The 15,391-nt window shown below is 60.8% G+C and carries 14 protein-coding genes; 6 read left to right on the plus strand and 8 right to left on the minus strand.

The window, feature by feature from the left end; all coding sequences use genetic code 11:
• Window positions 1–3 precede the first annotated feature (3 nt).
• The 3 genes from MCRY_RS06830 to MCRY_RS06840 are packed head-to-tail and all read left to right on the plus strand — an operon-like array spanning window position 4 to window position 2,864.
• Complete coding sequence (locus tag MCRY_RS06830) at window positions 4–876, plus strand: carbohydrate ABC transporter permease (protein ID WP_085628754.1); 873 nt, start codon at window positions 4–6, stop codon at window positions 874–876.
• A complete protein-coding gene (locus MCRY_RS06835; protein WP_085628755.1) occupies window positions 869–1,762 on the plus strand; it encodes a carbohydrate ABC transporter permease in 894 nt (297 codons plus the stop codon). The genes MCRY_RS06830 and MCRY_RS06835 overlap by 8 nt, the downstream gene beginning before the upstream one ends.
• A gap of 4 nt (window positions 1,763–1,766) precedes the next feature.
• Complete coding sequence (locus tag MCRY_RS06840; protein WP_085628756.1) at window positions 1,767–2,864, plus strand: ABC transporter ATP-binding protein; 1,098 nt, start codon at window positions 1,767–1,769, stop codon at window positions 2,862–2,864.
• 15 nt (window positions 2,865–2,879) lie between these two features.
• Here MCRY_RS06840 and MCRY_RS06845 read toward each other — a convergent pair whose 3' ends face one another.
• Genes MCRY_RS06845 through MCRY_RS06880 form a run of 8 tightly spaced genes read right to left on the minus strand, consistent with a single transcriptional unit; the run spans window position 2,880 to window position 12,416 of the window.
• On the minus strand, window positions 2,880–4,034 hold the full coding sequence (locus MCRY_RS06845; protein ID WP_085628757.1) for a CaiB/BaiF CoA transferase family protein: 1,155 nt from the start codon (window positions 4,032–4,034) through the stop codon (window positions 2,880–2,882).
• On the minus strand, window positions 4,034–5,248 hold the full coding sequence (locus tag MCRY_RS06850; protein WP_085628948.1) for an acyl-CoA dehydrogenase: 1,215 nt from the start codon (window positions 5,246–5,248) through the stop codon (window positions 4,034–4,036). The genes MCRY_RS06845 and MCRY_RS06850 overlap by 1 nt, the downstream gene beginning before the upstream one ends.
• Window positions 5,241–6,632 (minus strand): FAD-dependent oxidoreductase, encoded by a 1,392-nt coding sequence (locus MCRY_RS06855; RefSeq protein ID WP_085628758.1) that lies wholly within the window; start codon window positions 6,630–6,632, stop codon window positions 5,241–5,243. Before MCRY_RS06855 ends, MCRY_RS06850 begins: the two co-directional genes overlap by 8 nt.
• Window positions 6,633–6,635: 3 nt before the next feature.
• Window positions 6,636–7,505, minus strand: a complete 870-nt coding sequence (locus MCRY_RS06860; protein ID WP_085628759.1) for an isocitrate lyase/PEP mutase family protein — start codon at window positions 7,503–7,505, stop codon at window positions 6,636–6,638.
• Window positions 7,502–8,107: a cysteine hydrolase family protein gene (locus MCRY_RS06865; protein WP_171046115.1), complete on the minus strand. Its 606-nt coding sequence runs from the start codon at window positions 8,105–8,107 to the stop codon at window positions 7,502–7,504. The genes MCRY_RS06860 and MCRY_RS06865 overlap by 4 nt, the downstream gene beginning before the upstream one ends.
• 3 nt (window positions 8,108–8,110) lie before the next feature.
• Complete coding sequence (locus tag MCRY_RS06870) at window positions 8,111–10,168, minus strand: hydantoinase/oxoprolinase family protein (protein WP_085628760.1); 2,058 nt, start codon at window positions 10,166–10,168, stop codon at window positions 8,111–8,113.
• Complete coding sequence (locus MCRY_RS06875; protein ID WP_085628761.1) at window positions 10,165–11,859, minus strand: hydantoinase B/oxoprolinase family protein; 1,695 nt, start codon at window positions 11,857–11,859, stop codon at window positions 10,165–10,167. The genes MCRY_RS06870 and MCRY_RS06875 overlap by 4 nt, the downstream gene beginning before the upstream one ends.
• Window positions 11,856–12,416: a nuclear transport factor 2 family protein gene (locus tag MCRY_RS06880; protein ID WP_085628950.1), complete on the minus strand. Its 561-nt coding sequence runs from the start codon at window positions 12,414–12,416 to the stop codon at window positions 11,856–11,858. Before MCRY_RS06880 ends, MCRY_RS06875 begins: the two co-directional genes overlap by 4 nt.
• Window positions 12,417–12,546: 130 nt before the next feature.
• Between MCRY_RS06880 and MCRY_RS06885 the strand changes: the two genes are divergently transcribed.
• Genes MCRY_RS06885 through leuD form a run of 3 tightly spaced genes read left to right on the plus strand, consistent with a single transcriptional unit; the run spans window position 12,547 to window position 15,379 of the window.
• Window positions 12,547–13,338 (plus strand): GntR family transcriptional regulator, encoded by a 792-nt coding sequence (locus MCRY_RS06885; protein WP_085628762.1) that lies wholly within the window; start codon window positions 12,547–12,549, stop codon window positions 13,336–13,338.
• Window positions 13,335–14,735, plus strand: coding sequence for a 3-isopropylmalate dehydratase large subunit (gene leuC / locus MCRY_RS06890; RefSeq protein WP_085628763.1), 1,401 nt, complete (start codon window positions 13,335–13,337; stop codon window positions 14,733–14,735). Before MCRY_RS06885 ends, leuC begins: the two co-directional genes overlap by 4 nt.
• On the plus strand, window positions 14,732–15,379 hold the full coding sequence (gene leuD / locus MCRY_RS06895) for a 3-isopropylmalate dehydratase small subunit (protein ID WP_085628764.1): 648 nt from the start codon (window positions 14,732–14,734) through the stop codon (window positions 15,377–15,379). The genes leuC and leuD overlap by 4 nt, the downstream gene beginning before the upstream one ends.
• Window positions 15,380–15,391 lie beyond the last annotated feature (12 nt).

Here is a 15,391-nt window from a genome sequence, read left to right on the forward strand (position 1 = left end):
CCAATGACCAAGTGGCTTGAAGAAAACACGCCCAAATTGGTACTGGCGCCCTCGTTCATCGCAGTTCTGATCTTTGTCTATGGCTTCATAGCCTGGACCGCTTGGGTCTCGTTCACGCGATCGCGCCTGCTGCCACGCTATGACATCGAAGGCTTCATCCAGTACGAACGCCTGTTCGCATCGCCCCGCTGGGACACTGCGCTGAACAACCTGTTCGTTTTCGGCTTTTTGTTCATCGTGATCGCGATGGTGCTCGGGCTGGTTCTGGCGATCCTGCTGGATCAGAACATCCGTACCGAAGGCGCGCTGCGCACGATCTACCTCTACCCGATGGCGCTGTCGATGATCGTCACGGGCACGGCATGGAAGTGGATCCTGAACCCGGGTCTGGGCATTCAGGCCATGGTCCGAGGTTGGGGGTTCGAAGACTTCACCTTCGATTGGTTGGTGAACCCGGATATGGCGATCTACACCATTGTGATCGCCGCGATCTGGCAAAGTTCGGGCTTCGTGATGGCGCTGTTTCTGGCCGGTCTGCGGTCGGTGGATGGCGAGATCATCAAGGCCGCACAGGTCGATGGTATCCCGACCTGGCGCATCTATACCGCCATCATCATCCCGTCGATGGCCCCGATCTTTCTCTCGGCCTTCATCGTTCTGTCGCACCTCGCCATCAAAAGCTTTGACCTTGTCATCGCGCTCACCGGCGGTGGCCCCGGCTACGCGACGGACCTGCCTGCAACCTACATGTACGCGATGGCCTTTTCGCGCGGCGATATCGGTCAGGCGGCAAGCTCTGCCATGATCATGATGATGGTCGTCTTCGCAATCGTCGTCCCGTACCTCTATTCGGAACTGAGGACCAAAGATGACTGATCTGTCCATGTCTCAGGCCACGGGCCAAAACCGGACAGGCAAGATCATCCTGCGCTGGGTTTTGTATCTCGCGCTGGGTCTGTTCGCCCTGTTTTACCTGATGCCGCTTTTCGTGATGATCACCACGTCGCTGAAAAGCCTTGATGAAATCCGCACGGGCGACCTGATCGCCCTGCCACGGGACGTCACGTTCGACGCGTGGCGCACGGCATGGTCGGGGGCCTGTACCGGCATCCAGTGTGAGGGCGTGCGCCCGTATTTCTGGAACTCGATCCTGATCGCTATCCCGGCGGTCGCGATCTCGACCCTGCTGGGCGCGATGAACGGCTATGTCGTGGCGCAGTGGCGGTTTCGCGGCGCCAACATCATCTTCTCGCTGATGCTGTTCGGCTGCTTCATCCCGTTTCAGGTGGTACTGCTGCCGATGGCGCGAACCTTGGGGATCATCGGCATCGCAGGCACCATTCCGGGGCTGATTTTCGTCCACGTGATCTACGGGCTTGGCTTCACCACGCTGTTTTTCCGCAACTACTATGTGTCGATCCCGTCGGAGCTGACCAAGGCGGCCAAGGTGGACGGCGCAGGGTTCTTCCGGATTTTCTGGTCGATCTTCCTGCCATTGTCGCTCCCAATCATCGTGGTGACCGTTATCTGGCAATTCACCCAGATCTGGAACGACTTCCTGTTCGGCGTGTCCTTTAGCCAAGCGGGCACCCAGCCGGTGACCGTCGCCCTGAACAACATCGTCAACTCGACCACTGGCGTCAAAGAATACAACGTTGACATGGCTGCTGCGATCATTGCCGCGCTGCCGACGCTGTTCGTCTATGTCGTCGCCGGCAAGTATTTCATCCGCGGTCTGACCGCCGGATCCGTGAAAGGATAAACCCATGTCTCCGATCCTGGACATCAACAACCTCTACAAAAGCTACGGCACGACGGAGATCCTCAAGGACATCAATGTGTCGATCGAACCGGGCGATTTCCTTGTGCTGGTTGGCCCCTCGGGCTGCGGCAAGTCCACGCTTCTGAACTGCATTGCTGGGCTCGAACCGATCTCGGGTGGGGCCATCAGCATCGGCGGCAAGGACATGACCCATGTCAGCCCCAAGGACCGCGACATCGCGATGGTGTTCCAGTCCTACGCTTTGTACCCGACCATGACCGTCGCCAAGAACATCACCTTCGGCATGAAGGTGCGCGGCGTCGATCAGGCCACGCAGGACAAGAAGCTGGCTCAGGTGGCGGCGCAGCTGCAGATCGAACCACTGCTGAACCGCCGTCCCGGTCAACTTTCGGGTGGTCAACGTCAGCGTGTGGCGATGGGGCGGGCGCTGGTGCGCGACCCCAAGCTGTTCCTTTTTGACGAACCGCTGTCCAACCTCGACGCCAAGCTACGGGTCGAGATGCGGACCGAGATCAAAGCCCTGCACCAGAACCTTGGCGCGTCGATGGTCTATGTGACCCACGACCAGATCGAAGCGATGACGCTGGCCACCAAGATCGTCGTAATGAAAGGCGGCGTGATCCAGCAGATCGGATCTCCAGCGGAAATCTACAATCGCCCGGCCAACCTCTTTGTGGCCGACTTCATGGGCAGCCCCGCGATGAATCTGATCCCGGCCAAAGCGCATCGCGCCGATGAAGGCACACGGATCGAGATCACTCGTAAATCTGGCGAGCCGATTGTTCTGACCGACACCAAGAACCGCGATCTGCCCGAAGACGTGATCCTTGGCGTGCGTCCCGAAGACATCGCCGATCCCGATCTGCGCGGGTCCGAGTCGACGCAGGCAGCCGAATGCCTGATCGACATTGTCGAACCAGCGGGGGCGGACACATTCGCTGTGATGCAACTGGGCGGCAAACACGTGACCGCGCGTCTGCACGCGGAAACGACGGCCAAGCCCGGTCAGCCAAAGCGGCTGTCCTTTGATCTGGGCAAGGTGTCGTATTTTGCGCCGGAAACCGGGCTGCGGCTGAACTGAGAAAAGACCGGGTGGTCAGTCTTTGAAAGACCACCCGGATGTTTTCACCTGATCGGTATGCGCCCCTAGCGTGGGCGCAGTCCGGTCCAGCGCAAGGGTTGACGTGCTAAAGGTGATCGGGGTGCGAACCCCCGGTACACCCTCGGGCATGATCTTCATCCCACGGTGAATGATCTGCGGATCGTCGAACACTTCGCCAACCGTATTGATCGGGGATGACGCCACTTGCTTGGCCTTCAACGCCTCAAGCAAATCGGCCTTGGTCATCTTCGCCGTTTCGGCCTTGAGCATCGCGATCAGTTCGTCGCGGTGCTGCACGCGCTGGGCGTTGGTCCGGTAGTCCGGGTTCTCGCCAATGTCAGGTCGTCCCACAATCTCGCACAGGCCTTGGAACTGGCGATCATTGCCCGAAGCGATGATGATATCGCCATCGGAGGCCGGGAAGACCTCGTAAGGAACGATGTTAGGGTGCTGGTTCCCCATCCGATTGGGCGACTCGCCAGTCACGAGGAAGTTCATCGCCTGATTGACTAGACACCCTGTGCCCGCATCCAGCAGGCTCATGTCGATGTGTTGGCCTTGGCCGCTTTGGTCGCGTTCGCGCAGGGCCGCCTGAATTCCGATCACGGCGTATAGGCCGGTGTAGATGTCGGTGACGGCAACGCCGACCTTCTGCGGTTCGCCTGCCGGATCTCCCGTGATCGACATCAGCCCAGACAGCCCCTGCACAAGGTAGTCATAGCCTGCGCGTTCGGCATAAGGGCCGGTTTGGCCAAAGCCCGTGATCGAACAGTAGATCAAGCCGGGATTGGCTGCCGACAGGCTGGCATAGTCCAAGCCGTACTTGGTCAGCCCGCCGACCTTGAAGTTCTCGATCAGGACATCCGCCTCGCGCGCAAGGTCTTGCACAAAAGCGCGGCCTTGCTCGGTCGTCAGATCTGCCGTGACCGAGTATTTCCCGCGGTTGCAGCTATAGAAATACGCCGCAGACGGCGTGTCCTCGCCCTCGCGTTCGATGAAGGGCGGGCCCCATGTGCGGGTGTCGTCGCCCTTGGGGCTTTCCACCTTGATCACGGTTGCGCCAAGGTCGGCCAGCGTCTGACCGACAATTGGCCCTGCAAGAATGCGGGCCAATTCAAGAACTTTCAAACCTTCCAGCGGTGCTGACATCAGAAGAACGCCTGCAACCCTGTCTGTGCCCGGCCAAGGATCAGGGCGTGCACGTCATGCGTACCCTCGTAAGTGTTGACCGTCTCAAGGTTCTGCGCGTGGCGCATGACGTGGTATTCCGCCATGATCCCGTTGCCGCCATGCATGTCGCGGGCGTGGCGCGCGATCTCCAACGCCTTGCCGCAATTGTTACGCTTGATCAGGCTGATCGCTTCGGGTGCTGCTGTACCCGCGTCGAGCATCCGGCCCACTTGGAGTGCTGCGTGCAGGCCCAAGGTGATCTCGGTTTGCATGTCCGCCAGCTTCTTTTGGAACAACTGTGTCTGCGCCAGCGGCTTTCCAAATTGCGTCCGGTCCAAACCGTACTGACGGGCGCGGTGCCAGCTGTCTTCGGCAGCCCCCATCACGCCCCAAGCGATGCCGAAGCGTGCACGGTTCAGACAGCCGAACGGACCTTTGAGGCCCTCGACACCCGGCAGCAACGCATCCTCACCAACCTCGACATCCTTCATCACAATCTCGCCGGTGATGGATGCGCGCAGCGACAGCTTGCCGTTGATCTTGGGCGCGCTGAGACCTTTCATGCCTTTCTCAAGCACAAAGCCGCGGATCTTGCCACCATGCGCTTCGGACTTGGCCCAGACCACGAACACATCCGCAATCGGGCTGTTCGAGATCCACATCTTGGCACCGTTGATGACATAACCACCGTCGGTTTTCTTTGCGACGGTCTTCATGCCCGCAGGGTCCGACCCGGCGTCTGGTTCAGTCAGGCCAAAACAGCCGATCAGCGTCCCTGCTGCCAAACCGGGCAGGTACTTCTTGCGCTGCTCATCCGTTCCGTACGCGTGGATGGGGTACATCACGAGCGAGCTTTGGACGCTCATCATCGACCGATAGCCGCTGTCAACACGCTCCACTTCGCGCGCCACAAGACCATAGCTGACATAGCCCGCGCCCAGACCGCCGTACTCTTCGGGGATGGTGACACCCAGCAGGCCCATCTCGCCCATCTCGGCAAAAATCTCGGGGGCCACACCTTCGTTGAGATACATGTCCGACACGCGCGGCAGCAGTTTGTCCGCGGCATAGGCCGCCGCACTGTCAGCGATCATGCGCTCTTCTTCGGACAGCGAGGCCCGCAGGCCCAGCGGATCTTCCCAGTCGAATTTGGCGAGTGAGGGTCCGTGACCCGCGTGTGACGCATCAAGCATGTCCATGCTCCTCTTTCATATCATTGGCCGCAGCCGATCCGGCGATATGTCCCAGAATTGTCGCTGCCAGCAATCCATTGCCAGACAGATAACCGCTATCACCAGAACCTGAAACACCCACCGCAGCGCCCCCAGCCGCAAAGAGGTTTGGAAAGACGCTTCCGGTGGTTTGGCACACACGGCCCTCTGGATCTACCTTCAAGCCGCCTTGCGTGTGAAACAAGGCTCCAGTCACCTTGACGGCACAATAAGGCGGTTGAAGTGGTTCGCCAAGGAAGCTGCGTCCAAAGGCGTCAGGCCCGCCCGTGGGAATGCTGAACAGGGTCTGTGTTAGCTTGATTTCGGGTACGCCTGTGACCTCTGCCAGTTCCGCCACGGTATCAGCAGTGCGGATCGCACCGATGGCCTCGGCATCCTTGAAGTCCTGAAACTGCCGCGCGATGCCCGCGATGCGGCTGTCAAAGATCGTCCAAGCCACGCCTTCGGGTTGCGCCAGCACCGTGCGGGCGGCTTCCGAATAGCCTTGGCTTTCATCCCAGAAGCGATCGCCATTCAGGTTCACTTGCACGCCACCTTGGGTGATGACCGCCCACGTGATCAGGATGCCCTGAGGATGCGCGACATTGCCGTGGCCCTGGTAAGCGCTCAGATGCAGCGTTTCGGCGCCAAGCGCCTCGCCCCAAGTCACCGCGTCGCCTTGATTGTAGTCATGCCCGAACCACACCGCGTTTTCGATCTCGGGCATGAACTCGCGCACCATGTTGCGATTGCCGCCATAGCCATTGCAGGCGAGAATGAGCGCGTCGCAGCCCACATCTTCCGTACCGTTGGGACCCTCCAACCGTACGCCCCGCACGTGATCCCCCTCAACAAAGAGCGATGTCGCACGGCGGTTGCAGATTATGTCGATCCCCTGCGCTTCGCAGGCGGTGCGTAGCCTGTCGATCAACTCCCGTCCTGCGCGGGTCGGCAGGCCATGCATCCGGCGACGCGAATGGCCGGGATAGTCGAAATCGGTGACGACCGAGAAGGGCAGGCCGAAGCGATCCGCCAGCCACTCGATCACCTTGCCCGACTGCCCTGCCAGCAGATCAACAAGCTCTTGCGGGTTCTCACCCTTGGCTTTCTTCTGAATATCCTTGGCGAAAAGGTCTGCTGTGTCCTCGATCCCTGCGTCCCGCTGAAAACGTGTACCGGCAGCCGGGATAAGCCCTGCGGATAACGCTGTAGACCCGGACGGTGCCGCATCTGCCTCGACCACCAGCACTTCGGCCTCGGCATCATTGGCGGCCAAGGCAGCCACCAATCCACAGGCCCCGGCACCGACAATCAGGATCGGCACGTTCAGATCAAAGCCAGCGGTGGGGGGCGGCAGGATCGACATGGCTCAGTCGTGCCCGCCGGATTCGTAGCGTTTCCCAAGTGCCAGCATCTCGTCCGTGCCAAGCCGTTTGTTCAACCCGTTGAAATCGAACATCCGGTCGGCAAAGGCGCGGTTGCTGCCGGTGCCCTTCAGGCTGGCATAATACGCCTCGGCGGTGTGGGCGAGGGCCCGGACAATGCCGCCGGGAAAGATCACGATGGAAAACCCCATCGCCTCAAGGTCCGTTGCGTTCTGGATCGGCGTGGCCCCGCCTTCGACCATATTCGCCAGAAGCGGTATGCGGTCCTTGAACCGCTGGGCCACGGTGTTCAATTCCTCAACCGATCGCAGCGCTTCGATGAACAGCGCGTCGGCGCCTGCCGAGACATAGGCCTCTGCGCGGTCGATGGCGGCGTCGAACCCCTCCACGGCAACCGCATCGGTGCGCGCGATGATAAGTGTCTCGTCACTCGCCCGGGCGTCAGCCATTGCGGCGATTTTGCCGACCATTTCCTGCGTGGGGATGATGGATTTCTCGGCCAGATGCCCGCAGCGCTTTGGATAGGTCTGGTCCTCGACCTGCAACGCATTGGCCCCCGCGCGTTCATAGAGCCGCATGGTCCGCTGCGCGTTCAGAGCGTTGCCGAACCCTGTGTCGGCGTCGATGATGACGGGCAGGTCCACGCGGTCGCGGATCAGCGCCATCGTGTCGGACATTTCGCTGACGGAGGTGAGGCCGATGTCCGGTCGACCCAACCGTGTATAAGCGACGGCTGCACCGCTCAGGTACAGCGCCTCAAAACCGGCTTGCGCGGCCAATGTAGCAGTCAGGGCGTCATACACACCCGGAGCAACAAGGATCTCATCGGCGGTAAGGCGGGTTTTCAAGCTCATGTCAGGGTTTCCACCATCTCGGCGCAGGTCACGTTCGGGCAAACCGACGCAAGGGACAGCAGCGTGGCGTCATGCACCTCTTGTTTGAACGCAGCGCACCCATCGGACAGCAGGATCGTGTGCAGGTTCCGCAGATGCGCATCCCGCACCGTGCTGGCGACACCGCCATTGGTGACGATCCCGCCAATGATCAGCGTGTCGATATCCAGTGCCCGCAGAATGTATTCCAGCCGCGTCTGGTAGAGCGCGGAATAGGCCACCTTTTCAATGGTGTAATCGGCCGGCGCGAGGGCGTCGACAAGGTTGTGGCCGAACTTGCCGGGGGCGAAATCGCCCTTGCCCAGAAAGGGCCGCAGCTCTTTCAGGTGCGGCGCAATAAGCGGTTCGTTATTCGGCCCCGGCACCAGCGTGAACTGAGCGCTGATATAGGTGCCACCCTTGGCGCGCAGCGCATCCACGACGGGCTTGACCCGGGCGGGCAGGGCGGTGATCGCCTCGGCGCCTTGCCCTGCGCGGCCATAGGCGCCTTCGGGGTGCAGAAAGTCGTTCTGCAGGTCGATGGTCAGAAGGGCGGTGCGCTTTGGGTCGATTGTATGTGCCATGTCTCAGTCCTCGTCCCTTGTGATGATGGTGTTGCCGCAGGCATCGACCGTTGCGGTCAGCCCGGGATCGACCAGAACGGTGGTGTCCGGCTGCACAAGGATCGCTGGGCCTTTGATCTTGGCCCCGACGGGCAGGGACAGGCGGTTGTAAATGGTTGTCTTGAACCACGCATCGCCGAAATGCACTTTGCGGCTGCCCGTGTGCGCCGTTTCGACTGTCCCATCCTTCGGGGCCAGAGTTCTTAGGTCGAACTTGGGTCGCCGACCGATCACGGCGGTGCGCAGGTTCATCACCCGGCGTGTGCCGTTTTTGAGAAGTCGCCCATACGTGGCTTCGTAGGCGGCATCAAACGCTGCTTCGACCTCGGCCACAGTCGGCGCTACGACAGTCGTCCCCTCAACCGTGATCGCCAGTGGCACCGCAACCGTATGCGTCTGACCGACATAGGCCATGTCCAGTTCGACCACGATATCGCGCGCCTCGAACCGGGATTGCGCGGCATCCAGAAGGCCCATGCCCTCGTCGATATGGCGCTGCATCACAGCGCGCAGCGCGTCGGTGTCCAGTGTTGCGGTGAGCGTGTTGATCGTCTGCACGAAGTCCTGCCGCATGTCGGCAATCACGCAGCCCATGGCGCTGGTCACGCCGGGATAACGGGGGACAATGGCGCTGCCGATGCCGACCTCTTTCAGGATCGCGCCAGTATGCAGCGCACCACCACCGCCAAAGGGCATGAAGGCAAAGCGTTTCGGATCGAACCCGCGTTCGATACTGACCAGACGGATTGCGCCTGCCATCCGCGAATTGGCAACCCGCAGGATCGCCTCGGCGGCTTCGATGGTGGTAAGGCCCAGCTTCGATCCGACATGAATGTCGATAGCCTTGGCAGCTGCGTCCACATCCAGACGGTCCAGCTTGCCACCGATGGGATTGTCGGGGTCGATCCGGCCCAGAACGACATTTGCATCGGTCACAGTGGGGCGGTCATTCCCTTGACCATAGGCCACCGGGCCGGGGGTCGACCCTGCGCTTTCCGGGCCAATGTTCAGCAATCCACCCTTGTCGACCCACGCGATGGAGCCGCCGCCCGCGCCAATTGTCGTGATCTCGATCATCGGGTTGCGCACCACCATGCCGAAGTCGATCGAGGTCTGTGGCGACAGCATGGACTGACCCTTGGCGATCAGCGCCACGTCAAAGCTGGTGCCGCCCATGTCGCCGGTGATGACATTCTCGAACCCGGCAGTCGTCGCGATATGCCCGGCGGCGATTACCCCAGCAGCAGGACCAGAGAGCGCGGTGCGAATGGGCAGGCGGCAGGCGGTGTCCGTGCCCATGACGCCGCCGTTGGATTGAACGATCATGAACTCGCCGCCGAACCCGCCCTTGGTGAGGGCTTGATCCAGACGGTTGATATAGCCCGACACTTCGGGTTGCAGATAGGCGTTCAAAGCGGTGGTCGAGAAGCGTTCGAATTCGCGGATTTCCGGCAGGATTTCCGACGAACAGCTTACGTGATCGTTGGGCCACATGGCGCGGACAGCTTCAACAGCCTTGGCCTCATTCTCGGCATTGGCATAGGCATTGGCGAACAGGATCGCGACGGCCAGACAGCCTTCGTCGATCAATTGCTGTGCGGCGGTTTCGACGGCGTCCAGATCTACAGGCGTGCGGATTGTGCCGTCGGCTAGCGTCCGTTCCGGCACTTCCAGCCGCAAGTTTCGCGGGACAACAGGCTCGAAATCGCCGCGCAGGCCCCAGGTGCGGGGCCTGTCGCGGCGGCGCATTTCAAGAACGTCGCGGAGTCCGTGAGTAGTGATCACGCCGATCTTTGCGCCTTTGCGCTCGAGCAGAGCATTGGTTCCGGCGGTGGTGCCATGCACAACAGCCGCGACGGTGGAGAGGTCATCAACTTGTTGGCCGATCCCGTCCAGAAAACCGCCTGACTGGTCAGGCCGGGTGGTGGGTACCTTTGCGACCTGCGCGGTGCCGGTGGCCTCGTCCAGAACGAATACATCGGTAAAGGTGCCGCCGACATCGACGCCGATCATCTTGGTCATGCTGCGACCTCTTTCCATGCGGGGCCGTAAAGATCGGTCGCTTTGTCCGGCGTCAGGTATCCCAACGCAACATCCCGCGCGACGGCCTGCGCATCCCGGCTGGTGGCAGGGCCGTAGCCTCCGCCACCGGGTGTGTCGAGCCGCACGGCCTGTCCTTTGGTCAGCTTGATCCCGAGCATCTTGGACGCGAGCGGCGGGGTCTTCCACCCATCCGCCTGTTCATAGTGAAATACGTTCATCGCCCCAGTTCCGCCGCCTTGCACACCCTGCGGCGCAAAACGCCCGCGTTCGCCGAACAGGAACGCTTCGGCGTTTTCCTCAAGCACTTCGATCTCGTAGGTGGCGCCCAATCCGCCGCGATGCTGGCCCGCGCCCGCACTGTCTGGGCGCAGCGCCCATTGGCGAAACATGACGGGGTAAGCGGCTTCGAGGATCTCCATCGGAGGGATCGTCGCCGTCGAGATCGGCGCGTTGCCGTGGTTGAGGCCATCGCTTTCGATGCTGCCGCCATGCCCACCGCCATAGAAGCTGAACATCACCCAGCGCTGTCCGTTCGCGCGCTTCCCTGCGATGGAAAGCGCGTTGATCGTGCCATAGGCATTGGCGACCACACGTTCGGGGGCGGCTTGGGATGCGGCGCTGAAGATCACGTCGATCATGCGCAGGATGGTTTCGGTGTAGCCGCCTACGGGTGCCGGGAATTCGGCCGAAAGCAGCGAGCCATCCGGCACGCGCACATCAATCGGGCGCATGACACCAGCATTGGCGGGCAGGTCAGGGAATATATGCTTGATCGCCACATAGGCGGTGGCCACGGCGGTCGGGTAGGCGATGTTCACCGGACCAGCAGTGACCGGTGCGGTGCCTTCGAAATCGAGCACCATCGTGTCACCCTTGATCTCAAGTGCCACTTTGATCGGCAGGGCAATATCGGTGATCCCGTCATTATCGAGGTAATCCACCGCTTCCCAGCGGCCATCCGGCAGTCCCGAGAGTTCCGACCGCATTAGCGTTTCGGCCCGATCGCCCAAGGCGTCCAAAGCCGCAGACACGGTCTCGGCTCCATACTCGTCCAGCAATTCGTCTAAACGTTTCACACCCAGATCCAACGCACCCAACTGGCCGTTCAGATCGCCCATCGCCGATTGTGGGAGGCGGGTGTTGCGCAGAAGAATGTCGATAATGTCCTGTTGGATCACACCTGCGCGGGCCAGCTTGACCGGCGGCAGGATGAACGCCTCCTGAAACGCCTCGGTGGCGGATGGGTTGTAATTGCCCGGCACCGCGCCGCCCACATCGTGCCAGTGGCCGACGCTGGCAAGGTAGCAGAACAGCTCTCCCTCTCGGTAATAGGGGCGCACCAGCCGCATGTCGGACAGGTGCGTGCCGCCCATATGGGCGTCGTTGAAAATGTAGATGTCACCGTCCGCCAGATCACCGGCTTCGGCCGCCTTGTCGATCACGGCTTTTACGGCAAAGGCCATCACGCCGACAAAGATCGGCAATCCGGATTTGCCCTGCACAAGCGTGTCGCCGGTGCTCGCGTGGTAGAAGCCGTGCGACGCGTCATGTGCTTCTGCAATGATCGGGTTGAATGCCGCGCGGAAGAGCGTCGCGTCCATCTCGTCGGCGATCTGTTCCATCCGGCCTGCAAGAACAGCCAGAGTAATCGGGTCAATTGCAGCACTCATTGCGCGCGCACCTCTGCCATGTCGTTCCAGACGTCCTGACGCACGATTTTGCCTCCGGTGATTTCGAAACGGTCTATAAAGCGGATGCCGTCAAACGAAGTGCCATCCATCCATTCGCCGTATAGCGCGCCGCGCGCGTAAACGACGGCGACGGCGCCGCTGTGCATCGCGTCGAATCCGTCATAAGTTTTTTTCACAAACCGATAGCGACCCTTGGACCACTCGATCAGTTCGGACAGCTGCGTCATCGGCTGGGTCGCGGGGAACACCATCTGGAAGTCGTCGCCCAGCATCGCCTGTGCGGTATCCAGATCGCGGGCTTCCATCGCGGCGAGGTAATCGCGCACGATCTGAGTGGGATCAGGCAGGGCAGGGGCAGGCTGGCGGTGTTGGCCGCCACGGGCGTAGGCCTCGGACGGGTATTCATGCAGCATCACGGTGATCGCCTCATCGGGTGCTGGAACGACAAATCGAATCGCATCGGTGAGGGCTGATGTGAGGCGGGATTTCTCGGCGGGGCTGTATCCTTCAAGGATATGTGCTTCCACGATTGGCATATGACCCTCCCCAAAATCTGCACTTTTCATATAACAGGTTTTGGTATATTGAAAGACCAACAAATGAAGAATCTTCGTTGGATCATTCTACTGACCACGTGGATCGCCAACCAACAGGAGCCGCGCTGTCGTGACGATAAACGCGCATTCCGGACTTCCAGAAGGCGGTAAGGCCCGTCGGGTGTACCTGTTGCTGCGCGACGAAATATCAAATGGTGTTTTCAAGGACGGCGCGCGCCTGCCGGGAGAGCATAAGCTTGCCGAACAGTTCGATGTCTCTCGCATCACGATCCGGCGCGCGTTGGAAGCACTAGCCGCCGATGGCTGGATCGAGAAAAAGATAGGCGCCGGATCGGTCGTTCGGGCGCAAGAACAGACAGGCCAACGCATGTCTGCTGATTTCGCAACGCTGATCCCACATCTGGTTGAAATGGACCGCACGACAACGGCGCGGCTTTTGTCTTTTTCTTACGACAACGCGCCTGCGTCGGTGGCCGACGCGTTGGGCATCCCCGAAGGCGCGGATGTGCAAAAGGCCGTGCGAGTGCGGTCGTCTGGCGGTCAGCCCTTTTCGCACCTCACAACCTTTGTGCCGAAAGACATCGCTGTTAGCTATGACGAAGCTGATTTGGCGACGCAGCCGCTCTTTCGTTTGCTGGAGCGCAGCGGCGTGAGCGTGGAAAGCGCGCATCAGACAGTGACCGCGGCCTTGGCGACGCCCGATGTCGCTGACGCCTTGGAGGTGTCGGTCGGATCGCCGCTCTTGTTTGTGCAGCGGGTCGTGCGGGATGCAAATGGACAGGGGGTTGAGCATCTGTCAGCCCTCTACCGACCCGATCTGTTCCGGCTTGAAATGAGCCTTGCCCGTGTTGGCGCTGGTGAGGCGCGGCACTGGGAACCGGTGATCGGAGGGCTCAAATGACCGCGCGCCGCCTTTTGGATAAACTGTGGGATGCGCACGAAATCCTGCGCCGCGAAGACGGGACAAGCCTGTTGTGGGTGGATCGCCATCTGGTTCACGAAGGGTCGCATCACGCGTTTGCAAAGATCGCAGAGCGCGGGTTGCCTGTGGCTGAACCCGGTCTGACCTTTGGTGTGGCGGATCACTACGCGCCGACGCGCGGCGGTCCCGCGACCCACGCGATTGCGCGGATGATTGCGACGCTTGAGGCGAATACAGCGAAACACGGTATCTCTTGTTTCGGCCTTGATGACCCGCGTCAGGGCATCGTGCATGTGATCGGGCCAGAACAAGGGCTCACCCTTCCGGGATTGCTTATCAATTGCGGCGACAGCCATACATCGACCCACGGTGCGTTCGGTGCCTTGGCTTTTGGTATTGGCGCGACCGAAGTGGCGCATGTGCTGGCGACGCAGACGGTTTGGCAGAAGAAGCCCAAGGCGATGCGGATCAACGTAACTGGTGTCCTTGGGCCAGGTGTCGGAGCCAAAGACCTTGCGCTTGCGTGGATCGCCAAGCTGGGGGCTGATGGCGCACGCGGACATGCCATTGAGTATACTGGGCCTGCGGTTCGATCTTTGTCGATGGAAGGGCGTATGACATTGTGCAACCTGTCCATTGAGGGCGGTGGGCGGTTCGGGATGATCGCACCGGACGAGACCACATTTGCCTATGTCAAAGGGCGACCGTTCGCACCGAATGCGGAGGATTGGGACCGCGCGGTTGAGGTTTGGTCGTCGCTGGCATCCGATGCAGACTCCGACTTTGAAGCCAGCGTGACATTGGATGCCTCCGAGATCGCGCCCATCGTGACATGGGGCACCACGCCGGAAGATGCCTTGCCTGTGACAGCTACGGTGCCTGACCCCGCCCGCATGACCGGCAGTGCTGCGGAGCGTGCGCGCAATGCGCTGGATTACATGGGCCTGACCGCCGGTCGCGCGCTGACTGAGATTGTCGTGGATCAAGTGTTCATCGGATCCTGCACCAATGCACGCATCGAAGACCTGCGCGCGGCAGCCGTAGTTCTGGCAGGTCGGCGGGCCAAGGTTCCGGGGATCGTGTCGCCGGGATCGCAACAGGTAAAGGCACAGGCAGAGGCCGAAGGACTTGATCGTATCTTTACCGAAGCGGGTCTTGATTGGGTCGGATCGGGCTGTTCGATGTGTGTCGCGATGAACGGCGATCATGTGGAACCCGGCAAGCGCTGTGCCTCGACCACCAATCGCAACTTCCGGGGTCGTCAGGGCCGCGGATCACGGACGCACTTGATGTCACCGGCAATGGTCGCGGCTGCGGCTGTGACCGGGCATTTGACCGACGTGCGCGAGCTTCTGAAAGAGCGGGAGGTCGCATGAGCGGGTGGACCACACATACCGGCCTTGCTGTCGCGCTGGATCGCGAAAATGTGGATACCGACCAACTGATCCCGGCACGGTTCATGTCGACGCCCCGGTCCGAAGGCTACGGTGATTTCCTGTTGCACGACATGCGCAAAAACAGCGATGGCACCGCGGTGTCTGACTTCCCTTTGAACAAAGTGCCCAATGCCAGCATTTTGGTCTCACGCCGGAATTTCGGCAGCGGATCGTCGCGCGAAGCAGCGGTTTATGCGTTGGTCGATTTCGGCATCAGCGTTGTGATCGCGCCCAGTTTCGGCGACATCTTCGCAAGCAATTCGGTAAACAATGGCCTTCTGCCCGCCCGGGTGGCCGAGGCAGATGCGGTGGCGGCTATCGCAAAGCTCGCCGATGGGCCACAAGAGGTGAGCGTTGACCTTTCCGACAAGACAATTCGGCTGGGCAACACCACGCTTGAGTTTACGCTAGACGATGTCTGGCAGCAAAAACTCATCAACGGGTGGGACGATATTGATCTGACCCATAACCATAAACAAGCCATCGCGGCATTCCGGGCGCAGCATGTGCAGCAGATGCCGTGGGCCATACCAGTCCAACAGAACGACTTCAGGAGCGCGGGGCGGGACACCGTTTCGCAGTAACACAGGCCATGA

The sequence above is a fragment of the Marivita cryptomonadis genome (assembly GCF_002115725.1).
Taxonomy (GTDB): domain Bacteria; phylum Pseudomonadota; class Alphaproteobacteria; order Rhodobacterales; family Rhodobacteraceae; genus Marivita; species Marivita cryptomonadis.